This is a genomic window from Streptomyces sp. NPDC003011 (assembly GCF_053591515.1).
Genome location: NZ_JBSFTY010000021.1, coordinates 1 through 21,436, shown reverse-complemented (window position 1 = coordinate 21,436; position 21,436 = coordinate 1). Strand labels below are relative to the sequence as shown.

The following is a 21,436-nucleotide window of genomic DNA, read 5'->3' as shown; positions in this document are numbered from 1 at the left end:
GTCGGCGACCAGGGCAGCCGGGGCGGTCACGGCGGCGGCGACACCGGTGCCGTACGACACGGGCCATCAGGCGAGACGCTCCTTACGGGCCCGGCATCCCCGCACATAGCATCGGTCTTCGCATGAACACGATGACCCTCTGGCACATCACCGGCTGGGAGTTCGCCGCCCTGGCCTTCGCCGCCCTGCTCGTCGGCTTCTCCAAGACCGCCGTGAGCGGGGCCAACACGGTCAGCCTGGCGGTCTTCGCGGCCGTCCTGCCCGCCCGCGCCTCCACCGGCGTCCTGCTGCCGGTCCTGATCGCCGGGGACGTGCTCGCCGTGCTCACCTACCGCCGGCACGCCCACTGGCCCACGCTGTGGCGGCTGTTCCCGGCGGTCGCGGTGGGCGTGGTCGTCGGCACGGTGTTCCTGATGTGGGCGGACGACGGGATGGTGCGGACGTCGATCGGCGCGATCCTGCTGCTGATGGCCGGGGTGACGGTGTGGCGCCGCCGCACGGCCGACGCGGACGAGGAGCCGGACACGGTGGCCGGCCGGAGGGGCCGGGCCAAGGCCCGCTCGTACGGCGTGCTCGGCGGCTTCACCACGATGGTCGCCAACGCGGGCGGCCCGGTGATGTCGATGTATCTCCTCTCCGCGGGCTTCCGCAAGCTCGGCTTCCTCGGGACCTCCGCCTTCTTCTTCCTGATCGTCAACGTCTCCAAGGTGCCCTTCAGCGTCGGCCTCGGACTGATCGACGGCCGTTCGCTGCTCCTCGACGCGGCGCTCGTGGCGTTCGTCGTGCCCGGCGCCTTCCTCGGGAAATGGGCTGTGAGCAGGATCAACCAGCGACTGTTCGAGCGGTTGGTGATCGCGGCGACGGTGGTGGGCGGCGTACAGCTCCTGATCCGCTGATCCGCTGATCTCCAGAGCCGCTGAGCCGCTGAGCCGGTTTGAAGCAGCCTGGGACCTCGTAGGCTTTCGCCATGTCCACGCACGTCCTCATCCTCGGTGGTACCACCGAGGCCCGCGAACTGGCCGCCGTGCTCGGGGCGCGCCCCGGTGTCCGCGTCACCACCTCGCTCGCCGGGCGCGTGGCGCGACCGGGGGCGATCACGGGGGACGTACGCATCGGGGGCTTCGGCGGGGCGGACGGACTGGCCGGGTGGCTGCGCGAGCAGCGCGTGGACGCGCTCGTCGACGCCACCCATCCCTTCGCCGCGTCGATCACGGCGAACGCGGCCCGGGCCGCGGCGGCGACCGGCGTCCCGTCGGTGGTGCTGCGCCGCCCCGGCTGGCGGCCCGGCCCCGGGGACCGCTGGCACCCGGTCGCCTCACTGGACGCCGCCGCGGAGCTGCTGCCCCGGCTCGGCCGGCGGGTGTTCCTGACCACCGGGCGCCTGGGCCTGGCCGCCTTCGCCCGGCTCACCGACCTGCACTTCGTCGTACGGTCGGTGGAACCGCCCCGGCCGCCGATGCCGCCGCACACCGACGTGCTCCTGGCCCGCGGGCCGTTCACGGTCGCCGACGAGTCGGCGCTGCTGTCCGGGCACCGCATCGACGTCCTGGTGACCAAGGACAGCGGGGGACAGGCGACGGCCGCCAAACTCACGGCCGCCCGCGACCTGGGCCTGCCGGTCGTGGTCGTACGACGACCGCCCCTGCCGGAGGGCGTGACCGCGGTGGCCGATCCGACGGAGGTCCTGACAAGGCTCGGCCTCACCCCTGCGTGACCGAGGCCGGCCGCTGAGGACCGACGCGAGCAGCAGGCCGGCCACCATCGGCAGCGTCCGCACACCGGACACCGTGGCCGAGTCGCCGTCGCCGTACTGGAGGTAGGTCGGCAGATACGTCAAGCGCGCCGAGCATCGCGAAACCGACGATGGAGCTGAGGATCGAGCACACGGTGAACACCGGGCCGGCGAACAGCCGCATCGGCAGCATCGGTTCGGCCGCCCGGGTCTCCACCCGGCAGCGCTCGCGCCCGCCGCGACGAACGTGATGCCCAGGCAGTCGATGACGGGACGGGACGGCGCCTCCCACCCCGCGCCGCCTCAGCCCTGGGAACGTCTGCGCAGCAGATACGTGTCCATGATCCAGCCCTTGCGCTCCCGGGCCTCGGCGCGCAGCCGCTCGATGCGCGGCGCGGCCTCGGCGATCGGGCCGGCGGCGAGGATCTCGTCCGGCGTGCCGATGTAGGCACCCCAGTAGATGTCGATGTCCTGGTCGGCGTACTTCCGGAAGGTCTGGTGGGCGTCGAGCATCACCACCACGTCGTCCACACCCTCCGGGAAGCCCTCGGCGAGCCGCCGGCCGGTGGTGATCTGCACCGGCCGGGCGACCCGGTTCAGTCCGGTCCGGTGCCGGGCGACCAGCGCCGAGACACTGCTGATCCCGGGCACGACGTCGTACGTGAACGCCACGGTGCCCCGGTCGAGGATCTCGTCCAGGATCCCGATCGTGCTGTCGTACAGCGAGGGGTCCCCCCACACCAGGAACGCGCCGCTCTCGTCCTCGCCCAGCTCCTCGGCGATCAGCCGCGCGTAGATCTCCGCGCGGGCGCTGCGCCAGTCCCCGACGGCGGGGGAGTACGCGGCGCCGCCCGCGGCCCGGTCGCGCTCCGGGTCACGCGCCTCGACCACGCGGTACGTCCCCTCGGGCACATGCGTGTCGAGCATGTCCCGGCGCAACCGCACCAGGTCCGCCTTCGCCTCACCCTTGTCCAGGACGAAGAACACGTCCGTGTTCCGCAGCGCCCTGACCGCCTGCAGGGTCAGCTGGTCGGGGTCGCCCGCGCCGATACCGATGACATGAATCTTTCGCACACCCCGAGTCTGCCCCACCCCACTGACACCCCGTACACCGCGTCCGCACCGCTCACGTCCGCACGACAGCTCACGACTGCACGACTGCGCGACAGCTCACGCCGGAGGCTGGGCCGGCGGTGCCACGGTCCCGGTCCGGGCGCCCGGACCGGGCGCCGACGGGCGGGAGCTCCCCGCCTACGACGCCCGCCGCCCCCGCAGCCTCGGCGCCCGGCCCGCCGCGTCCACGCTCTCGCCGTCCCGCTCCACGCTCTCCGCCAGCTCGCGCGCCCACGCCGTCAGTCCCGCCAGATCCATGGCGTACGGCTGCGGGCGTCCCGTGGCCGACGCCCAGTCCGCCACCGCTCCCGCACCGCGCCGCAGCAGACGGGCGCCGCCCGTGATGTTGCCCCGGGCCGCGTGGGTGAGCCCCACGGCGAGCTGGGCGAGCCCGCGCCACAGCTCCCGCTCCTCCTCGGGCCCTGACTTCCACGCGTCCTCGAACACCTCGTGCGCGTGGAACGGCCTGCCCGCGTCCAGCAGCCCCTGCGCCTCGGTGACGCTGTCCTGGGGCGCGCGGACGACCCCCTCGGGCTGCCGGGCGACACCCTCCGTGCCGTACGGCAACGGCCGCCCCAGCCCGTCCCGGGGCCGGGCGTTGCGGGCCCGCCCCTCGTCGTCCCGGTCCCGCGCGCCGATCTGTCGTCCTGCGGATGCACTGCCCATACGCCGATTGTCCCGCGCCCGCCGCCGTCCGCCACGACCGCCCTCTGCCCGCCTTCGAGGAGGCCTCCGACGTGCGGTAAAGTTCTGTGCGCATGGTCTCGCGGTTCGCCGCGGGCGGTGCATCGGGACGTGGCGCAGCTTGGTAGCGCACTTGACTGGGGGTCAAGGGGTCGCAGGTTCAAATCCTGTCGTCCCGACTGTGGAAGTCGTGCAGCGAAGGCCGTTTTCTCAGCGATGGGACGACGGCCTTCGTCGTGTCCGCGGGCGGAGTGCGGGCGAGGGGGGAAGCCCCGCTCGACGTCGGCGGAGGGCACCCGGTGGCTGATCAGCCGGGCGAGGCGGTTCTTGTGCTCCGCGAGCTCGGGCGTGACCTCGAAGATCCCGGTGGGGCAGCCCTGGGAGAAAGATCCCGGTGGGGCAGCCCCGGGAGGCGACGAGGGAGGGTTCGCTGCGGAGCATGCCGCCGGGGCCGATGTCCGCCTCGGCCAGAAATCCCCTCGGCCGGGAGCCTCGGCCGAACGCCCCGGCCAGGTGGATCCGTGCGCCCACGCGCCGGGGACGGGCAGCCCGGTGCCGGCGGTCGCCAGGATGATCACCGGGCTGATCGGGCCGGCGATCGCGGCGTTCCGGGTGCCGGCTCAGCCCAGCGCCTCGGAGACGCCGGGGATGTTCTGCGTCAGCCCGCGTCAGCGGCGCGCGGTGATGGGGGGTCAGCGTGCGGTGATGGCGGTCAGATAGCCGCGCAGCATGGTCTTCGCCTCGTCGAGGAGGTCCGCGTCGCCCTCGGTGTCGCGGCGGAACGCCTCCTGCGCGAGCGCGTCGGCGGTGAGGACGGCGGCGTGACAGGCCCGCCCCAGTGCCTCGTCGTCCCGGGCGAGGCCGAGGGCGAGCAGGACGCGGCGGATGCCGTCGGCCATCCGGCGCTTGTGCTCGCGGTCCGCGGCCCGGGTCCGCTCGGTCAGGCCGCTGCCGAACCACAGGGCCCGGAAGCCGTGTTCGGAGCGGTAGATCTCGGCGTACGCGTCGATGAGGACGCCGACCGGATCGTCCCAGTGCTGCTCGGCCGCCGCCTCGACGAGACCGTCCATGACGGCTTCGAGCTTCGCGAAGTAGCCCGCCGCGAGGGCCTCGATGATCGCGCCCCGGTCCGGAAGGTACTGGTACAGCGAACCGACCGACACCTTCGCCTCGGCCGCGATCCGGGTCGTGGTGAGCGCCTCCACCCCCTCGTCGATCAGGACGCGCTCGGCGGCCTGGAGGACCCGGGCCAGACGGGCCCTGCTGCGTGCCTGCTGGGGTGTACGCCGGAGGGGGGTGGGACCTGTCGTCCGGCCGGGCCCCGCGATCGGCTCACTCACGCGGACCACCTTACTCACGGGACACCCCGCCCGTGCCGCCGCCTGCTCACCGGGCGCCTTCTCCGCTCCCTGAACATGAACGTGACTTTGTTTCATGTCTACGTTACCGTCACGCGCATGACCGACTCAAGCTCGGCGCTGAGCGAGGAGCGGGCCGCCGTGGCGGACGCCTGCCGGCGCCTGGGGGCCGAGGGCCTGCTCATCGGCACGGCGGGGAACGTCAGTGTGCGCGCGGGGGAGCGGGTGGCGATCACCGCCACCGGCGCGGTGCTCGCCGGCCTGACTCCGGACCAGGTGACCGTCGTCGACCTCGACGGAGAGATCGTGGCCGGGACCCTGCGGCCGACCTCGGAACTGGATCTGCACCTCGGTGTCTACCGCCGCTACGGCACCGGCGCGGTCGTGCACACGCACGCCCCCATGGCCACCGCGCTCTCCTGTGTGCTCGACGAACTCCCCTGTGTCCACTACCAGTTGCTCACCGTCGGTGGCACCGTGCGGGTGGCGCCGTACGCCACGTTCGGCACCCCGGAACTCGCCGAGTCGGTGCTCACCGCGCTCGACGGCCGCAGCGCCGCCCTGATGGCCAACCACGGCGCGCTCACCCACGCGCCGACGCTCGGCGAGGCGGTCGAGCACGCGCTGCTGCTGGAGTGGGCCTGCGGTGTCTACCAGCGGGCGGCGGCCCTCGGACCACCCCGCGTCCTGGACGAGCGGCAGCAGCTCGCGGTGATCGAGGCCGCCGTCGCCCGCGACTACGGCACCACCCGGCCCGTGTCACCCGAGCAGGAGGGAAACCCATGAGAGTCGTCACGATGGGCGTGCATGTGCTGGACGTGCTGGTGCGGCCGGTGGAGGCGATACCCGAGGGTCAGGGCGCGACGCTGGTGGAGGACATCCGGATGACCGCCGCCGGGACGGCCGGCGGCACCGCGCTCACCCTCGCCAAGCTGGGCGCCTCGGTGCGCTGCGCCGGCGCGATCGGCGCCGACCCGACCGGCGACCTGCTCGTCCAGCTGCTCGGCAGGGCGGGGATCGACACCGGGTTCCTCGTCCGCCGGACGGACACCCCCACCTCCGCCAGCGTCCTGCCGATCCGGCCCAACGGCGACCGTCCCTCGCTGCACTTGCTCGGCGCCAACATCACCTACGGTCTGGACGACGTGCCCTGGGACGCGGTCGCCGAGGCCACGCATCTGCACCTGGGCGGCCCCGAGCTGATCGGTGTCGACGTCGCCGCACGCATCCTGTCGTACGCCAAGGAGCACGGCGTGGTCACCTCCGTGGACCTTCTCGCGCCGGGGGTGCTCGGCAGCTTCGAGCAGATCGAGGCGGCGCTGCCGTACGTCGACCACCTGCTGCCCAACGAGGAGCAGGTGCTCGGTTTCACCGGCGAGGACGATCTGACGGCCGGTGCGGACAAGCTCCTCGGCGCCGGTGTGGGCGCGGTCGCGGTGACCCGTGGCGCCGACGGCGCGCTCCTGGTGACGGGCGGGGGCGCCGAGGCGGTGCCCGCCTTCGCGGTCGACGTCGTCGACACCACCGGGTGCGGTGACGCGTTCTCCGCCGGCTTCCTGCGCGGGGTGAGCCTGGGCCGTGCACCGCGCGAGGCCGCCGTCCTCGGCTGCGCGGTGGCGGCTCTGGTGGCGCGAGGGCTCGGCAGCGACCACGGCGACTTCGACCTCGCCGCCGCCGACGAGTTCGCCGCGACGCACGGGCCCGCCGCCGGCTGAGGCGACGGCGGGCCCGTGCAGGGGATCGCCCCCGGCTGCCCGGCTGCCCGGCTGCCCGGCTGCCCGGCTTCCTTCGGCGGGCGGCGGGTACCGCCTGCGCGAGCGGGGTGCCGCCCGCCTACGGCAGCGGGGTGCCGCCCGTCGCGTTGACGATCTCCGCGGTGATGAAAGACGCCTCCTGCGAGGCCAGGAAGACGTAGGCGGGCGCCATCTCGGCGGGCTGGGCCGGGCGGCCCAGCGGTGACTGCTTGCCGAACTCCACCGTGTCCGGCATCGTCGCGGGGATCAGCGGGGTCCACACCGGTCCCGGCGCGACCGCGTTGACCCGGACGCCCCGCTCGGCCAGCATCTGGGCCAGCCCCTGGGTGAAGGTGACGATGGCGCCCTTCGTCATGGCGTAGTCCAGCAGGTGCGGGCTCGGCTTGTAGGCCTGTACGGACGTCGAGTTGATGATGCTGCCGCCCTCGGGGATGTGCGGCAGCGCGAACTTCGACAGCCAGAACATGCCGTACAGGTTGGTGCGCAGCACCCGGTCGAACTGCTCGGTGGTGATGGCCTCGATGCCGTCGGGCTGCGACATCTGGTACGCCGCGTTGTTCACCAGCACGTCGATCCGGCCGAACTCCGTCACCGCCCGGTCTACCAGGTCACGGCAGTTGCTCTCCTCGCGGATGTCGCAGGCGACCGGTACCGCGCGCCGCCCCGCGTCCGTCACCCACCGGACCGTCTCCTGCGCGTCGTCCTTCTCGTCGTCGAGGTGGGTGAAGAGGACGTCGGCGCCCTCCCGGGCGAACGCGATGGCCACCGCCCGGCCGATCCCCGAGTCGCCGCCGGTGATCACGGCCTTGCGGCCCTCCAGACGGCCACTGCCCCGGTAGGACTCCTCGCCGTGGTCCGGGGGCGGGTCCATGGGGCCCGTCCAGCCGGGATGCGGCTGGTCCTGGGACGGGAACTCGGGGCTCGGATGACGCTGGGCCGGGTGCTCCGGTGGGGTCACGGCTCTGCTCCCTCTCACTCTGGTTCGTGCGATGTCGGCCTGGTCCCGCCGGGAAGCGGGGCACCATTCGTTCTGCGGGGCTTCGGGTACCCGTGTTTTTCGAGGTGAGGCACCCGGCGGGGGACGGCGGCGAGTGCGACGCCGAGCGGCCCGCGATGATAGAAGCGGGCATGACCAACTCGTACTCCACCCTCCTCACGGCGGGCTCGCGATGACCGCCGGCATCGACACCCCGGACCGCCGGGGCCGCACCGGACTCGACCGCACCGGCCTGGACCTCACCGGCAACCCGCGCGTCAGGGTGCGGGACGTGACGCTGCTGTCCAGCCACTGGTACGTCGAGCGTGCCACGACCTTCGACTTCCGGCACGCCGACGGCACCTGGCGCACCCAGCAGCGCGAGACGCACGACCGCGGCAACGGCGCCACCATGCTGCTGTACGACACCGCACGCGAAACCGTGCTGCTCACCCGCCAGTTCCGCTTCCCCGCCTACGTCAACGGGCATCCCGACGGCATGCTGATCGAGACCCCCGGCGGTCTCCTCGACGACGAGGCGGAGCATCCGGAGATCGCCGTGCGGCGCGAGGTCGTCGAGGAGACCGGGCACACCATCGGCGAGGTCCGGCACGTCTTCGACGTCTACATGAGCCCCGGCTCGGTCACCGAGCGCGTCAGCTTCTACGCCGCCGCCTACGGCCCGGCCACCCACACCCACGAGGGAGGCGGACTGGACGAGGAGGGCGAGGACATCGAGATCCTCGAACTCCCCTTCCGCCGGGCCCTGGAGATGATCCGCACCGGGGAGATCGCCGACGGGAAGACGATCATGCTGCTGCACTGGGCCGCGCTGGAGGGCCCGTTCGCCCGCCGCGACTGAACGGCCGCCGGGACGGGCCCCTTGACTTGAAGCGCGCTCCAGCATGAAGACTCCCGTCCGTGCCCCGAGCGTGGGCACGAACGGGAGGGACCACCATGAAGTACCGCACCATCGGCAGCGATCCGGCGAGCCGCCGCGAGGTGAGCGTCCTCGCGCTCGGCGCGATGCTGTTCGGCTCCCGGACGGACGAGGCGACCTCCTTCGCCGTGCTCGACCGCTATGTCGAGGCCGGCGGCACCTTCATCGACACGTCCGACAACTACGCCTTCTGGATCGACGGCGGCCAGGGCGGCCAGAGCGAGGAACTCCTCGGACGCTGGCGCGCCAGCCGCGGCGTCGGCGACGAGATCGTCATCGCCACCAAGCTCGGCGCCCGCCCCCTCGCCCCCGGCACCGGCTACGCCGACAACGCCGAGGGCCTGTCCGCGAAGGTGATCCGCGAGTCCGCCGAACGCAGCCGGGAACGCCTCGGCGTCGACCGGCTCGACCTGCTGTACGCCCACATCGAGGACCACGCCGTCCCCCTGCGCGAGACCGTCGAGGGGTTCGCCGCACTGGTCGCCGAGGGCACCGTCGGACTGCTCGGAGTGAGCAACCACGCGGTGTGGCGGGTGGAACGCGCCCGTGCCCTCGCGGCCGCCGCCGGACTGCCCGGCTACGAGGTGCTCCAGTACGAGCACAGCTACCTCCGGCCCCGCACCGACGTGCCCGGCGACCTCTTCCCCGACGGCACCCTCGGCGCGGCGGGACCGGACCTGCTCGGCTACCTCAGGGCCGAGCCCGGCCTGACCCTGGTCGCCTACTCGCCGCTGCTCAAGGGCGCGTACGCGCGTCCTGGCCGGCCGCTGCCGCCGGGCTACGACCACCCGGGCACCCCCGCCCGGCTCGCGGCCCTGCGGGAGGTGGCCCGGGAGACCGGCGCGACCGTCAACCAGGTCGTGCTGGCCTGGCAGCTGGGCGGCGAGCTGCCGATCGTTCCGCTGGTCGGGGCCTCGTCGGTGGCGCAACTGGAGGAGAGCCTGGCCGCGGTGGACCTGGATCTGACGCCGGAGCAGCGGGCCAGGCTGGACGCGGCCCACTGACCACCTGACGCGTCCTGGAGCGGCGCCCGCCCCACGCTCCCCGCACACCGTCCGCGCGGCGGAGGCCACCTCCGGGTGGCGCTGCGGGCGCCGATGGTCCGGCGGGCGCTGTGCGGGGTGCACCACCAGGGTGCCGACCGCGGGAGGTCGCCGGTCCTCGGAGAGGGACGGTGGAGAGGGGGCGGCCGGGGCCGGCGGCCGTAGCGGGTGGAGATCAATTCCGATACGGCCCATACTGATCAGGTCGAAAGTGCTGGGCTGACTCGGCCATGCGCGATGCTCCTCATCAGGGCTGGACACGCGGTACCCAAAAGTCCGCCGTCCCCCAGGTGCAGGCGCGGAGGGCGACCTTGTCCCTACTTTGTCATTACATTCGGACCTGCTTGTGAAATGATGTCTTAACAAAGTATTGACAGGTGGCGTGTCAGGGGATTGGATCCCGTCCCAGTACACCAGCCGCTTCTCGCGGCGTTCGACCCGGAACTCTCCAGGTCCCGGGCCCCCCGGATCTCCGTGATCCCCTTCCTTTCCCGACGTTCTCCCGTCGCACAGTGAGGTGCAGGAAAGATGGACCGCTCGTCTCACTTCCGTTCCCGCAGAGTCGCCCCCTTCGTGGCAGTCGCCGCGGCGGCGGCTCTGACCCTCGCAGGCTGCTCCAGCGGCTCCGGCGGCAAGAAGGCCGAGGAGAGCGAGGAGGGGGCCTCCGCGGGCAAGGCCACCACTCCCCGGATGACCGTCGCGCTGGTGACCCACCAGTCGCCCGGCGACACCTTCTGGGACATCGTCCGCAAGGGCGCGGAGGCCGCCGCCGCCAAGGACAACATCAAGCTCGTCTACTCGGCCGACCCGAACGCGGGCAACCAGGCCAACCTGGTGCAGAACGCGATCGACCAGAAGGTCGACGGCATCGCGATCACCCTGGCCAAGCCGGACGCCCTCAAGGACGTCGTGAGCAAGGCCGAGGCCGCGAACATACCCGTGGTCGGCCTCAACTCCGGTGTGAGCGAGTGGCAGAAGCTCGGACTGATGGAGTTCTTCGGCCAGGACGAGACGGTCGCCGGCGAGGCGCTCGGCAAGCGGCTGAACGAGGCGGGCGCCAAGAACGCCGTCTGTGTCATCCAGGAGCAGGGCAACATCGGCCTCACCCAGCGCTGCGACGGCGTGGACAAGACGTTCACCGGCAAGCTGCAGACGCTGAACGTCAACGGCACCGACATGCCGTCCGTGAAGTCGACCATCACCGCCAAGCTCAGCCAGGACAAGAGCGTCGACTACCTCGTCACGCTCGGCGCCCCCTTCGCGCTGACCGCGGTGCAGGCGGTGTCCGAGTCCGGCAGCAAGGCCAAGGTCGCCACCTTCGACCTCAACAAGGCCCTGACGAGCGCCATCTCCGACGGCACGATCCAGTTCGCGGTCGACCAGCAGCCCTACCTCCAGGGCTACCTGGCGGTGGACTCCCTGTGGCTGTACAAGAACAACGGCAACTACAGCGGCGGCGGTGAGCAGCCGGTGCTGACCGGCCCGGCCTTCGTCGACAAGTCGAACGTCGACAGGGTCGCGGAGTTCGCCGCGAAGGGCACTCGGTGATGAGTATGACCCATCAGGCTGAGCCGGCGGTGACCATACCGCCGGCTCCCGGCCCGAAGGAGTCCGACGGCCGGACCACCCGACGTCCGCTGGGTTTCAGGCTGTTGGCCCGGCCCGAGGTGGGTGTCTTCCTCGGTGCCGTGGCGGTGTTCGTGTTCTTCCTGGTCACGGCGCCGCCGGTGCGTGACGGCAGCTCCATGGCGAACATCCTGTACCAGTCCTCGACGATCGGGATCATGGCGCTTCCGGTCGCGCTGCTGATGATCGGCGGCGAGTTCGACCTGTCGGCCGGTGTCGCGGTGGTCACCTCGGCGCTGACCGCGAGCATGCTCAGCTACCAGCTGACCATGAACGTCTGGGTCGGCGTGATCGTCGCCCTGCTGGTGTCCCTCGGGGTCGGCCTGTTCAACGGCTGGATGCTGGTCAAGACCGGGCTGCCGAGCTTCCTGGTCACCCTGGGCACCTTCCTGATCCTGCAGGGCGTGAACCTGGCCGTGACCAACCTGGTCACCGGCAACGTCGCCACCGACGACATCAGCACCATGGACGGCTTCGACCAGGCCAAGTCGCTGTTCGCGTCGTCCTTCGACGTCGGCGGTGTCCAGGTGAAGATCACCGTGGTGTGGTGGCTGGTGTTCGCCGCGATCGCCACCTGGGTGCTGCTGCGCACCAAGTACGGCAACTGGATCTTCGCGGTCGGCGGCAGCAAGGAGAGCGCGCGGGCCGTGGGTGTGCCGGTCACGTTCACCAAGATCTCGCTGTTCATGCTGGTCGGCTTCGGCGCCTGGTTCGTCGGCATGCACCAGCTGTTCTCCTTCAACACCGTGCAGTCCGGCGAGGGCGTGGGCCAGGAGCTCATCTACATCGCCGCGGCGGTCATCGGCGGCTGCCTGCTGACCGGCGGCTACGGTTCCGCGATCGGCCCGCTCTTCGGCGCGTTCATGTTCGGCATGGTGCAGCAGGGCATCGTCTACGCCGGCTGGAACCCCGACTGGTTCAAGGCCTTCCTCGGCGTGATGCTGCTCGGCGCCGTCCTGATCAATCTGTGGGTCCAGCGCACGGCGACCCGGAGGTAACCTCGTGACATCCACCGACAAGGCCTCCACCGACAAGGCCTCCATAGGCAAGGCCTCCACCGAGCAGGCCGGAACGCATGGCGCCGTCCTCGTCGACACCGACGGCGACAGGACGCCCGGCACGGACGCGGCGATCGTCGAACTGCGCGGTGCGGGCAAGTCGTACGGCAACATCCGCGCCCTGCACGGCGTCGACCTGACCGTCCACCCCGGCCAGGTCACCTGCGTCCTCGGGGACAACGGCGCCGGCAAGTCCACCCTCATCAAGATCATCTCGGGGCTGCACCAGCACACCGAGGGCGACTTCCTCGTCGACGACGTCCCCGTACGGTTCTCCACCCCGCGCGAAGCCCTCGACAAGGGCATCGCCACTGTCTACCAGGACCTCGCGACCGTCCCGCTGATGCCGGTGTGGCGCAACTTCTTCCTCGGCTCCGAGATGACCAGGGGGCCCTGGCCGTTCCGCCGCCTCGACATCGAGCGGATGAAGCGGACCGCGGACGAGGAACTGCGCAACATGGGCATCGTCCTGGACGACCTGGAACAGCCCATCGGCACCCTCTCCGGCGGCCAGCGCCAGTGCGTGGCGATCGCCCGCGCCGTCTACTTCGGCGCCCGCGTCCTCATCCTGGACGAGCCCACCGCCGCCCTCGGCGTCAAGCAGTCCGGGGTCGTGCTGAAGTACATCGCCGCCGCCCGCGACCGCGGCCTCGGCGTCATCTTCATCACCCACAACCCCCACCACGCCTACATGGTCGGCGACCACTTCAGCGTGCTGCGGCTGGGCACGATGGAACTGTCCGCGCCCCGCAGTGAGGTCAGCCTCGAAGAGCTGACCAACCACATGGCGGGTGGCACCGAACTCGCCGCGCTCAAGCACGAGTTGTCGCAGGTGCGCGGCCTCGACCTGGAGAAGCTCCCGGAAGAGGGGGACCTCACCGCGTCGGTGGCGCCGACTTCCGACGGGACGTCGTGAGATGACCGGTTCGGCCGACCGGACCCTTCGAGGCGGAGGGACGACGTGACGCGGCGAGAACCGCTGAGAGTGGCCGTCATCGGCACCGGGCGGATGGGCGCCGACCATGTGCGCCGCATCCACCAGGTCACCAGCGGGGCCCGGGTGACCGCCGTCGTGGACGTCGACGCGGAACGGGCCAAGGCGGTCGCCGCCTCCGTCGACGGCTGCGCCGCCTACACCGATCCGGCCGCCGCGATGGCGGCGGCCGACGTCGACGCCGTCCTGGTCGCCTCCCCGGGGCCCGCCCACGAGGCGGCCCTGCTGGCGGCCTTCGAGCGGGACCTGCCCGTGCTGTGCGAGAAGCCGCTCACCCCGGACCCGGCCTCCGCGCTGCGGGTGATGGAGGCGGAGCAGCGCCTGGGCCGGCGCCGGGTCCAGGTCGGCTTCATGCGGCGCTACGACGCCGAGTACATGAAGCTCAAGTCCCTGCTGGAGACGGGGCAGTTGGGGCGTCCGCTGATGCTCCACAACCGGCATCGCAACGTGGCCAGCCCGCCCGGGTTCACCAGCGACATGCTGATCTCTGACTCCGTCGCGCACGAGACGGACGTGACCCGCTGGCTGCTAGGCCAGGAGATCACGGCGGTCACGGTACTGCGTCCGCGGCCGTCGGCGAACGCGCCGGACGACCTCCAGGACCCCCAGTTCGTCGTGTTCGAGACCGACGGCGGCGCGGTCGTCGACGTCGAGATGTTCGTCAACTGCGGCTTCGGCTACCAGGTCCAGGCCGAGCTGGTCTGCGAACGCGGCACCGCCCGCATCGGCGACGGCCACGCCATGGTCACGCACATGGCCGCCCGCTGGGGCGGCACCATCGCCCAGGACTTCACCGAACGCTTCGCCGACGCCTACGACCGCGAGGTGCAGGCCTGGGTGGACGCCACCCGCCGCGGTGAGGTCACCGGCCCCGGCGTGTGGGACGGGTACGCGGCGGCGGCGGTGTGCGAGGCGGGGGTGCGGGCGCTGCGGGACGGCGGCCGCGTCGAGGTGGAGCTGGTCGAGCGGCCCGCGCTGTACCGCTGACGCGGGGATGCGCGCCGGCCGAGGCCGGCGCGCACCGCACGGACGCGGGGGTGCGTCACCTCCCGCCGTGCGGGCGCGGCTCGAACCCGGCCGCGCGATAGCAGTCGTCGATCAGCGCCATCGTCGCCACCGCGTCGTCCGCGCCCAGCGGCAGTGCCGTCCCCTCGCGGACCCGCGCCGCGAACGCCTCCAGCTGGTACGTGTACGACGACCGCGTACCGAGCCGCTCCGTCCGCTCACCCTCCGCCGTCCGTACCACGATCCGGTCGTCGAGCTGCGGCAGCACGAAGTTCGGCACGCTCGCCTCCCCGCGCGTGCCGACGACCCGGCAGCTCATCTCCAGCCGGTCGTACGCCATGTGGCAGCGCGCCGACGCGGTCGCGCCGCCGGGAAACTCCAGCCCGGCGTCCAGCCACTCGTCCACGCCGGGCGCCCCGGCCCGCTCCCCGCCCCGCGCGGAGCTGAGCCGCGGCTCCCCGCCCGCCCACGGCGCGAGCATCCGCACCGCGTGCAGGCTGTAGCAGCCGAGGTCCATCAGGGCGCCGCCGGCCAGCGGCAGCGACCAGCGCGGGTCCCCGTCGTCCGGCGCGGGAATCGCGACCAGCGTCTCCACCCGGAGCAGCTCGCCGAGTTCACCGTCGGCCAGGATCTCGTGCAGGCGCCGGGTGACCGGGTGGAAGAGGTAGTGGAAGCCCTCCATGAAGACGGTTCCCGCCTTCGCGGCCGCCGCCCGTACCTCGGCCGCCTCCTCGGCGTTGCTCGCCGACGGCTTCTCCGTCAGGACGTGCTTGCCCGCCGCGAGGGCGGCCAGGTTCCACGGCCCGTGCAGACCGTTGGCGAGGGGGTTGTAGACGACGTCGACCTCACGGTCGGCGAGCAGTCCGGCGTAGGAGTCCGCCACCCGCTCCACACCGTGCGCCGCCGCGAAGGCCTCGGCGCGCGACCGGTCGCGGGCGGCCACCGCGACCAGGCGGTGGCCGGTCGCCCGGGCCGGGTCCACGAGGGACCGTTCGGTGATGCGGGCCGCGCCCAGTACGCCGATGCGCAGCGGTTCCCGGCCGGGGCCGCTCATGCTTCCCGGACCTCCTGGATCGTGACGGGGCGGTGCTCGCGCAGCGACAGGGTGCACGCCTCGGCGATCCAGCCGGCCTCCAGGGCGTCCTCGATCGTGCACGGGGAGGGCCGGGTGCCGGCCACGACGTCGGTGAACGCGGCGAGTTCGGCGCGGTAGGCCGCGGTGAAGCGGTCCATGAAGAAGTCGTGCGGGGTGCCCGCGGGGAAGGTGACACCGGGCTCCACCGAGCGCAGCGGCAGCTTGTCCTCCAGGCCGACGGCGATGGAGTCCGTGAAACCGTGGATCTCCATGCGGACGTCGTAACCCCGGGCGTTGTGACGGGAGTTGGAGACCACCGCGATGGTCCCGTCGTCCAGGGTGAGGATCGCGCCGGTGGTGTCGGCGTCACCGGCCGCCTTGATGAAGTCGGCCCCCCGGTTGCCGCCGACCGCGTACACCTCGCTCACCTCGCGGCCGGTCACCCAGCGGATGATGTCGAAGTCGTGCACCGAGCAGTCCCGGAAGATGCCGCCGGAGGCGGCGATGTACGCGGCCGGCGGCGGCGCCGGGTCCAGCGTGGTCGACCGTACGGTGTGCAGTGTGCCCAGCTCACCGCTGCGCACCGCGGCCCGGGCGGCGACGAACCCGGCGTCGAAGCGGCGGTTGTAACCGATCTGGACCGGCACGGCCGAGCCCTGGACGGCCCTGAGCACCTCGACGCCCTCGCGCATGGTCCGGGCGACGGGCTTCTCGCAGAAGACGGGCACGCCCGCCTCGACGGCGGCCAGGATCAGCGCCGGGTGGGCGTCGGTGGCCGCCGCCACGACGACGCCGTCCACCCCGGCGGCCAGCACCGCCTCGGGGGAGTCCGCGACCTCGCCGCCGAACCGTTCCGCGGCGGACTTGGCGGCGTCCGCGAACGGGTCGGCCAGGACGAGCGACTCGACCGCGTCGAGTGCGGAGAGGGTCTCGGCGTGGAAGGCGCCGATGCGGCCGAGGCCGAGGATTCCGATACGCATGGGGCGGTGCTCCTTGAGGGTGCGGGTTTCTTACGCGGAGAGCGGAGAGCGGAGAGCGGGGAGACCGGAGAGGTCAGTCGAGGCCGCCGAGGACGTTCTGGTCCCAGTCGATCACCGAACCGGTGACGACACCGGACCGCTCCGACAGCAGGAGGACGACGAAGTCGGCGATCTCGTCCGGCTGGCCCAGCTTGCCCATCGGCAGCCGTGCGGCGGCCTGCTCGCGCCAGTCGTCGCCGGCGCCGTGGAAGGCCTTCTGCGTGGCGTCCTCGCCCTCGGTCGCGGTCCAGCCGATGTTCAGGCCGTTGATGCGGACCCGGTCGAAGCGGTGCGCGTGCGCCGCGTTGCGGGTCAGGCCGACGAGCCCCGCCTTCGCGGCGACGTACGGGGCGAGGAACGGCTGTCCGCCGTGCGCGGAGGACGTGATGATGTTGACGACCGTGCCGGGTGCCCCCCGCTCCACCATGTCCGCGACGGCGGCCTGCATGGCGAAGAACGGGGCCTTGAGGTTGATCGCGATGTGCTGGTCGAACAGCTCGGGCGTGGTGTCCAGCAGCGTGCCCCGGGAGGTGAGACCCGCGGAGTTCACCAGGCAGTCGATCCAGCCGTACGTGCCGATCACCTCGGCCACGGAGGCCTTCGCCTGCTCGGCGTCCGCCAGGTCGGCCCGGACGAACACGGCCTTGCCGCCGGCGGCGGCCAGCTCCGCCACCAGCGCCTCACCGGGTTCCGGCCGCCGCCCGGTCACGGCGACCCGCGCACCCTCCCGGACCGCGGCCCGGGCGATCGCGGCGCCCACACCCTGGCTGCCGCCGTTGACGAGGACGACCTTGTCGTCGAGAAGTCCCATGAGGGGTGCCCTTTCAGCTCTCGCGCCGTACGGCGCCGGTCCGCAGCGCGTCCCGCAGCGCCCGCGGTGTCCATCCCTCGTCCAGCGCCCGCCGGACGACGTCCGCCTGCGAGGGCGGGGCCATGCCGTCGACCGGCGGATCGCTGTCCAGGTTGGTGGGGAACGGGTAGCCCTCGGCGCTCGCGGCGATCACCCGCTCCAGCCACTCCTGGTCCACGCCCTCGGCCCGGCGCCTGCGCAGCACGGGGAAGACGGCATTGGCGACCGACTCCCGGTCCACCGTCTCCATGGCCCGCCCGAACGCCGAGGACACCTGGAGCAGGTTGGCCGTGCGGCGCACGTCCAGGGTGCGGTTGGTGCCCGCCCCGTGGAACACCGCCGGGTTGAAGAAGACGGCGTCGCCCTTCGCCAGCGGGAGCTGGACGTGGTGCGCTTTGAAGTACGCCTGGAACCGGGGCAGCCGCCAGGCGAGGTAGCCGGGCTCGTACGCCTGCGAGTACGGCAGGTACAGCGTCGGCCCGGACTCCACGGGCATGTCGCAGTGCGCGACCGCCCCCTGGAGGTGAGCACGGGGGAGAGGCGGTGCACGTGCGAGGGGTAGGCCGCGGCGGTCTCGTTGGAGAGGAAGCCCAGGTGGTAGTCGCGGTGCGCGGTCTGCGCGGCACCGCCCGGATTCACCACGTTGACCTGTGAGGTGACCTGGTAGCCGGGGCCCAGCCAGGCGGCCGAGACCAGCGCCAGAATGTCGTTGGCGTAGTAGTCGGCGAACGCCTCCGGGTCGTAGAGCGCCGTCTTCTCCAGCGCGTTCCAGACCCGTTCGTTGGTGCCCGGCCGGGCGAAGTGGTCGCCGGCCGGGGCGCCCGAGGCGTTCTGCTCGGCGATCAGCGCGTCGAACACGGCCGTGGCCCGGTCCACCACCGCCGGGTCGGGGAAGGCACCCCGGAACACCAGGACGCCGGGGCCGTCGGTGAGGGCCCGGACCAGCTCGGCCCGCACCTCGCGGGAGGCGCCGGCCGCGCGGAGCCGGTCGCTGTCGTACACGAGGACGTTGCCCTCGACCGCCGAGGCGTGCGGGTGGTCGGCGAGGTCCGTCGAGCGTTCGACGAGCGCACGGAAGGCGTCGAGATCGCAGTCCTGCTCGGTCAGCCAGGCACGGTGTCCAGCGGCGGTGACGGACATCGTCGTCCTTCTTTCGGTCACGGGGTGCGACACGCGGCCAGGTCACGGGCGGCGACACGGCTCTGACATTCTTGTCAGTACAAACCCCTCCAACAACCAGCAGCGAGCCATCAAAAACCCCTCAAGGAGCCGTCGGTGGGTCACCCCTTCCCGATCCGGGAGATCGCACGTCAGGCGGGCCTGAGCGAGGCCACCGTCGACCGGGTGCTCAACGGCCGGGGCGGGGTGCGCGAGAGCACCGCGCGGGAGGTCCGCCAGGCCGTCGCCGACCTGGACCGGCAGCGCACCCAGGTCCGGCTGGTCGGCCGCACCTTCATGATCGACATCGTGATGCAGACGCCGGAACGGTTCTCCACCGCCGTCCGGGCCGCCCTGGAGGCCGAGCTGCCGTCCCTGCACCCGGCGGTCGTGCGCTCCCGCTTCCACTTCCGGGAGACCGGCCCGGTGCGGGAACTGACCCGGACACTGGACCGGATCGCCCGGCGCGGCTCGCAGGGCGTGGTCCTCAAGGCGCCCGACGTCCCCGAGGTCGCCGCCGCCGTCTCCCGGCTCGCGGAGGCGGGCGTCCCGGTCGTCACCCTGGTCACCGACCTGCCCTCCACCGCACGCCTGGCCTACGTCGGCATAGACAACCGGGCCGCCGGGGCCACCGCCGCCTACCTGACGGGCCAGTGGCTCGGCGACCGCCCCGGCAACGTGCTCACCAGCCTCAGCAGCGGCTTCTTCCGCAACGAGGAGGAGCGCGAGATGGGCTTCCGCGGCGTCATGCGGGCCCGCTACCCGCAGCGCACGCTGGTCGAGATCACCGAGGGCCAGGGCCTGGACGCCACCCAGTACAACCTGGTCCGGGCCGCGCTGGAGCGGGACCCGGACATCCGGGCGGTCTACTCGATCGGCGGCGGCAACATCGCCACCCTGCGCGCCTTCGCGGACCTCGGCCGTGAGTGCGTGGTGTTCGTCGCGCACGACCTCGACCACGACAACACCCGCCTGCTGAGCGAGCACCGGCTGTCCGCCGTGCTCCACCACGACCTGCGCCAGGACGTGCGCGAGGCCTGCCACACCGTGATGCGCGCCCACGGCGCCCTGCCGCCCGCGGGGCCCACCCCGCCGTCGGCGATCCAGGTGGTCACGCCGTACAACCTGCCGCCGCAGGCGCCGGCCGGGTGATCCGGCCGCCGCCCGCTCCCGCTCCCGCTCCGTGCCGTGGGACGGGTGACCGGGCGCTGCGGTGCGTCGAGACGCCGATCGCCGGCAGCCAGGAGCTGAGGACGGCCCCCATCAGCGCGGGCGTGCCCCAGCCGTTGGCCGCGCAGAGGTCGGCCGGGGTGTCGCCGAAGAACAGGGACGGCACGAAGGCCAGGCTGATCCCCGCGAGGACGTACGCCGACCGGCCAGTCCAGCGGGGCAGCAGCCGGGTGCGGGAGACGGCGTCCCCGAACGCGGTCAGGAACAGCGCCGGCATCATCCGGGAGATCGACCCGTACAGGACGTAGGTGCCGCTGACGTCGATCGTCGGGCCGATCGGACGGTCGGCGGCGATGACCGCGCCCGCCTAGACAGTGCCGCTGTACTTCGTCCACTCCGGCCCCCTCCGGACGCGAACGTCCTGTCCCTGCTGCTGCTCGGGATCGTGACGCTCGCCGCCCTGGTCGTGTGCCGGAGGAGACCAGGGTGACCGTGCGCGCCGTCGCGGGCCTGAGAACCGGATGCGCGGTGGTCCTACGGACACCGCTCCGGGTGGACGTCCACCCACGCCCCGCTCTCCGCCGAGCGCGCCATCGCGTCCAGGACGGCGGCACTGCGCACGGCGTCCGCGACGGTGGCGCCGTACGGCTCTCCCTCCGCGATCGAGCGCAGGAACCGGTACGCCTCGATCACCTTCAGGTCGTCGTACCCCATGGCGTTGGCCGCGCCCGGCTGGAACGCGCCGAACTCGCCGTCGACCGGGCCGACGTACACCGTGCTGACCGGCTGGTCCTGATAGGCCGTGCCGCGGCTCACCCCGAGTTCGTTCATCCGGCGGAAGTCCCAGAACACCGCGCCCCGGGTGCCGTGCACCTCGAAGCCGTAGTTGTTCTGCTCGCCGACCGAGACCCGGCAGGCCTCCAGGACACCGCGCGCGCCGGAGGCGAACCGCAGCAGGCAGCTGACGTAGTCCTCGTTCTCGACCGGGCCGACCTCGCCGCCCGAGGCGCGGCTGTGACCGGCGGTGGCCCCGCTGGGCCGGGCCCGCTCCGGCACGAAGACCGCCGTGTCCGCGGTCAGGGACGCGATGTCGCCGAGCAGATACCGGGCCAGGTCCGCGCCGTGCGAGGCGAGATCGCCCAGCACTCCACTGCCGCCGCGCTCCCGCTCGTACCGCCAGGTCAGGGCGCCCTCGGGATGGGCCGCGTAGTCGCTGAACAGACGGATGCGGACATGGGTGACGGTGCCGATCTCGCCGGCGCCGATCAGTGCGCGGGCCGTCTCGACGGCGGGCGCGTTGCGGTAGTTGAAGCCGACCGCGCCCTGGACGCCCGCCGCGGCGACCGCGTCGGCCACCGCCCGCGCGTCCGCCACGGTCAGACCGACCGGCTTCTCGATCCATAGGTGCTTGCCGGCCTCGGCCATCGCCACACCGATCTCGCGGTGCAGGAAGTTGGGGGCGGTGACGCTGACCGCCTGGACCCGGGGATCGGCGGCCACCTCCCGCCAGTCGAGGCTCGTCGAGGCGAAGCCGAACTGCGCGGCGGCCTCCTCGGCCCGGCCGGGCACCTCCTCGGCCACGGCCACCAGCTCCGGCCGCAGACCGAGCAGCGGATAGTGGTGCAGGACGCGGGCGTACGCCTGGGTGTGCACCCGGCCCATCCAGCCGAACCCGACGACGGCGACACCGAGCGCATCCACCATGAGCCTCTTTCCGGACAGGTCCCTCTTCTGATCAGGCCACCCTGGGCGGGGGCGTCAGCCGGTGTCAAGCATGATCGCCGGGCCCTGCTCCGGGGTGTAGCCGGCGTGGCCCGCGTCCCACTTCGCCTTGGCCGCGGCCGGGTCCGCGAAGGACTGGAACTCCCAGAGGATGTCGCG

At 72.4% G+C, this 21,436-nt stretch carries 20 protein-coding genes, 1 tRNA gene and 3 pseudogenes; 12 read left to right on the top strand and 12 right to left on the bottom strand.

What is annotated here, in order from left to right; translation table 11 throughout:
• Positions 1-122 precede the first annotated feature (122 nt).
• Positions 123-896, top strand: coding sequence for a sulfite exporter TauE/SafE family protein (locus ACWD0J_RS13470; RefSeq protein ID WP_451495922.1), 774 nt, complete (start codon positions 123-125; stop codon positions 894-896).
• A gap of 71 nt (positions 897-967) precedes the next feature.
• Positions 968-1,714, top strand: coding sequence for a cobalt-precorrin-6A reductase (locus ACWD0J_RS13465; protein WP_451495921.1), 747 nt, complete (start codon positions 968-970; stop codon positions 1,712-1,714).
• Here ACWD0J_RS13465 and ACWD0J_RS13460 read toward each other — a convergent pair.
• The 3 genes and pseudogenes from ACWD0J_RS13460 to ACWD0J_RS13450 form a co-directional block, all read right to left on the bottom strand.
• Positions 1,703-1,955 (bottom strand): annotated as a pseudogene (locus tag ACWD0J_RS13460) (MFS transporter); the annotation flags it as partial. The gene ACWD0J_RS13465 and the pseudogene ACWD0J_RS13460 sit on opposite strands and share 12 nt — an antisense overlap.
• 80 nt (positions 1,956-2,035) lie before the next feature.
• Positions 2,036-2,806: a precorrin-6A synthase (deacetylating) gene (cobF, locus tag ACWD0J_RS13455; protein ID WP_451495920.1), complete on the bottom strand. Its 771-nt coding sequence runs from the start codon at positions 2,804-2,806 to the stop codon at positions 2,036-2,038.
• A 177-nt stretch (positions 2,807-2,983) separates the two neighbouring features.
• Positions 2,984-3,511: a DUF309 domain-containing protein gene (locus ACWD0J_RS13450; RefSeq protein WP_451495919.1), complete on the bottom strand. Its 528-nt coding sequence runs from the start codon at positions 3,509-3,511 to the stop codon at positions 2,984-2,986.
• 123 nt (positions 3,512-3,634) lie between these two features.
• Between ACWD0J_RS13450 and ACWD0J_RS13445 the strand changes: the two genes are divergently transcribed.
• Positions 3,635-3,708, top strand: a tRNA-Pro gene (locus ACWD0J_RS13445).
• 513 nt (positions 3,709-4,221) lie between these two features.
• On the opposite strand, the gene ACWD0J_RS13440 is transcribed toward ACWD0J_RS13445, so the two are convergent.
• Entirely contained in the window at positions 4,222-4,869 is a 648-nt protein-coding gene (locus ACWD0J_RS13440) for a TetR family transcriptional regulator (RefSeq protein WP_451495918.1), read from the bottom strand.
• Positions 4,870-4,986: 117 nt separating this feature from the next.
• On the opposite strand from ACWD0J_RS13440, the gene ACWD0J_RS13435 reads away from it, so the two are divergent.
• The gene (locus tag ACWD0J_RS13435) at positions 4,987-5,673 is read left to right on the top strand and encodes a class II aldolase/adducin family protein (protein WP_451495917.1); all 687 of its coding nucleotides are present in this window, start codon (positions 4,987-4,989) and stop codon (positions 5,671-5,673) included.
• On the top strand, positions 5,670-6,602 hold the full coding sequence (locus ACWD0J_RS13430; RefSeq protein ID WP_451495916.1) for a carbohydrate kinase family protein: 933 nt from the start codon (positions 5,670-5,672) through the stop codon (positions 6,600-6,602). Before ACWD0J_RS13435 ends, ACWD0J_RS13430 begins: the two co-directional genes overlap by 4 nt.
• Positions 6,603-6,720: 118 nt before the next feature.
• Here the strand turns inward: ACWD0J_RS13430 and ACWD0J_RS13425 are convergent, their stop codons facing one another.
• A complete protein-coding gene (locus ACWD0J_RS13425) occupies positions 6,721-7,599 on the bottom strand; it encodes an SDR family oxidoreductase (protein WP_451495915.1) in 879 nt (292 codons plus the stop codon).
• Positions 7,600-7,810: 211 nt separating this feature from the next.
• On the opposite strand from ACWD0J_RS13425, the gene ACWD0J_RS13420 reads away from it, so the two are divergent.
• From ACWD0J_RS13420 to ACWD0J_RS13395, 6 genes are all read left to right on the top strand, one after another.
• Positions 7,811-8,479 carry an NUDIX domain-containing protein gene (locus ACWD0J_RS13420; RefSeq protein WP_451495914.1) on the top strand — a complete coding sequence of 223 codons (669 nt, stop codon included), beginning with the start codon at positions 7,811-7,813 and terminating at the stop codon, positions 8,477-8,479.
• Positions 8,480-8,574: 95 nt separating this feature from the next.
• Complete coding sequence (locus ACWD0J_RS13415) at positions 8,575-9,561, top strand: aldo/keto reductase (RefSeq protein ID WP_451495913.1); 987 nt, start codon at positions 8,575-8,577, stop codon at positions 9,559-9,561.
• A 567-nt stretch (positions 9,562-10,128) separates the two neighbouring features.
• Positions 10,129-11,148: a sugar ABC transporter substrate-binding protein gene (locus ACWD0J_RS13410; protein ID WP_451495912.1), complete on the top strand. Its 1,020-nt coding sequence runs from the start codon at positions 10,129-10,131 to the stop codon at positions 11,146-11,148.
• On the top strand, positions 11,148-12,224 hold the full coding sequence (locus ACWD0J_RS13405; protein WP_451495911.1) for an ABC transporter permease: 1,077 nt from the start codon (positions 11,148-11,150) through the stop codon (positions 12,222-12,224). Before ACWD0J_RS13410 ends, ACWD0J_RS13405 begins: the two co-directional genes overlap by 1 nt.
• A gap of 43 nt (positions 12,225-12,267) precedes the next feature.
• Entirely contained in the window at positions 12,268-13,200 is a 933-nt protein-coding gene (locus ACWD0J_RS13400) for an ATP-binding cassette domain-containing protein (RefSeq protein WP_451495990.1), read from the top strand.
• A gap of 45 nt (positions 13,201-13,245) precedes the next feature.
• Positions 13,246-14,265 carry a Gfo/Idh/MocA family protein gene (locus tag ACWD0J_RS13395; RefSeq protein WP_451495910.1) on the top strand — a complete coding sequence of 340 codons (1,020 nt, stop codon included), beginning with the start codon at positions 13,246-13,248 and terminating at the stop codon, positions 14,263-14,265.
• 55 nt (positions 14,266-14,320) lie between these two features.
• On the opposite strand, the gene ACWD0J_RS13390 is transcribed toward ACWD0J_RS13395, so the two are convergent.
• From ACWD0J_RS13390 to ACWD0J_RS13370, 5 genes and pseudogenes are all read right to left on the bottom strand, one after another.
• The gene (locus tag ACWD0J_RS13390) at positions 14,321-15,337 is read right to left on the bottom strand and encodes a Gfo/Idh/MocA family protein (RefSeq protein WP_451495909.1); all 1,017 of its coding nucleotides are present in this window, start codon (positions 15,335-15,337) and stop codon (positions 14,321-14,323) included.
• Entirely contained in the window at positions 15,334-16,338 is a 1,005-nt protein-coding gene (locus ACWD0J_RS13385; RefSeq protein ID WP_451495908.1) for a Gfo/Idh/MocA family protein, read from the bottom strand. Before ACWD0J_RS13385 ends, ACWD0J_RS13390 begins: the two co-directional genes overlap by 4 nt.
• Before the next feature lie 73 nt (positions 16,339-16,411).
• Positions 16,412-17,188: an SDR family oxidoreductase gene (locus ACWD0J_RS13380; protein ID WP_451495907.1), complete on the bottom strand. Its 777-nt coding sequence runs from the start codon at positions 17,186-17,188 to the stop codon at positions 16,412-16,414.
• A gap of 13 nt (positions 17,189-17,201) precedes the next feature.
• On the bottom strand, positions 17,202-17,909 hold the full coding sequence (locus tag ACWD0J_RS13375) for a phytanoyl-CoA dioxygenase family protein (protein WP_451495989.1): 708 nt from the start codon (positions 17,907-17,909) through the stop codon (positions 17,202-17,204).
• A pseudogene (locus ACWD0J_RS13370) lies at positions 17,894-18,367 on the bottom strand (phytanoyl-CoA dioxygenase family protein); the annotation flags it as partial. The gene ACWD0J_RS13375 and the pseudogene ACWD0J_RS13370, both read right to left, overlap by 16 nt.
• A gap of 135 nt (positions 18,368-18,502) precedes the next feature.
• Here ACWD0J_RS13370 and ACWD0J_RS13365 point away from each other — a divergent pair.
• Complete coding sequence (locus tag ACWD0J_RS13365; protein ID WP_451495906.1) at positions 18,503-19,537, top strand: LacI family DNA-binding transcriptional regulator; 1,035 nt, start codon at positions 18,503-18,505, stop codon at positions 19,535-19,537.
• Here ACWD0J_RS13365 and ACWD0J_RS13360 read toward each other — a convergent pair.
• Both ACWD0J_RS13360 and ACWD0J_RS13355 read right to left on the bottom strand, forming a co-directional pair.
• Positions 19,497-19,922: pseudogene (locus tag ACWD0J_RS13360) on the bottom strand (hypothetical protein); the annotation flags it as partial. The gene ACWD0J_RS13365 and the pseudogene ACWD0J_RS13360 overlap by 41 nt on opposite strands.
• Before the next feature lie 167 nt (positions 19,923-20,089).
• Positions 20,090-21,259 (bottom strand): Gfo/Idh/MocA family protein, encoded by a 1,170-nt coding sequence (locus ACWD0J_RS13355; protein ID WP_451495905.1) that lies wholly within the window; start codon positions 21,257-21,259, stop codon positions 20,090-20,092.
• Positions 21,260-21,436 lie beyond the last annotated feature (177 nt).

Excerpts from the sequence above, each read along its gene's own strand:
- ACWD0J_RS13470 (WP_451495922.1), top strand. The coding sequence starts at position 123 with ATGAACACGATGACCCTCTGGCACATCACCGGCTGGGAGTTCGCCGCC.
- ACWD0J_RS13465 (WP_451495921.1), top strand. The coding sequence starts at position 968 with ATGTCCACGCACGTCCTCATCCTCGGTGGTACCACCGAGGCCCGCGAA.
- ACWD0J_RS13450 (WP_451495919.1), bottom strand. The coding sequence starts at position 3,511 with ATGGGCAGTGCATCCGCAGGACGACAGATCGGCGCGCGGGACCGGGAC.
- ACWD0J_RS13435 (WP_451495917.1), top strand. The coding sequence starts at position 4,987 with ATGACCGACTCAAGCTCGGCGCTGAGCGAGGAGCGGGCCGCCGTGGCG.
- ACWD0J_RS13430 (WP_451495916.1), top strand. The coding sequence starts at position 5,670 with ATGAGAGTCGTCACGATGGGCGTGCATGTGCTGGACGTGCTGGTGCGG.
- ACWD0J_RS13420 (WP_451495914.1), top strand. The coding sequence starts at position 7,811 with ATGACCGCCGGCATCGACACCCCGGACCGCCGGGGCCGCACCGGACTC.
- ACWD0J_RS13415 (WP_451495913.1), top strand. The coding sequence starts at position 8,575 with ATGAAGTACCGCACCATCGGCAGCGATCCGGCGAGCCGCCGCGAGGTG.
- ACWD0J_RS13410 (WP_451495912.1), top strand. The coding sequence starts at position 10,129 with ATGGACCGCTCGTCTCACTTCCGTTCCCGCAGAGTCGCCCCCTTCGTG.
- ACWD0J_RS13405 (WP_451495911.1), top strand. The coding sequence starts at position 11,148 with ATGAGTATGACCCATCAGGCTGAGCCGGCGGTGACCATACCGCCGGCT.
- ACWD0J_RS13390 (WP_451495909.1), bottom strand. The coding sequence starts at position 15,337 with ATGAGCGGCCCCGGCCGGGAACCGCTGCGCATCGGCGTACTGGGCGCG.
- ACWD0J_RS13385 (WP_451495908.1), bottom strand. The coding sequence starts at position 16,338 with ATGCGTATCGGAATCCTCGGCCTCGGCCGCATCGGCGCCTTCCACGCC.
- ACWD0J_RS13380 (WP_451495907.1), bottom strand. The coding sequence starts at position 17,188 with ATGGGACTTCTCGACGACAAGGTCGTCCTCGTCAACGGCGGCAGCCAG.
- ACWD0J_RS13355 (WP_451495905.1), bottom strand. The coding sequence starts at position 21,259 with ATGGTGGATGCGCTCGGTGTCGCCGTCGTCGGGTTCGGCTGGATGGGC.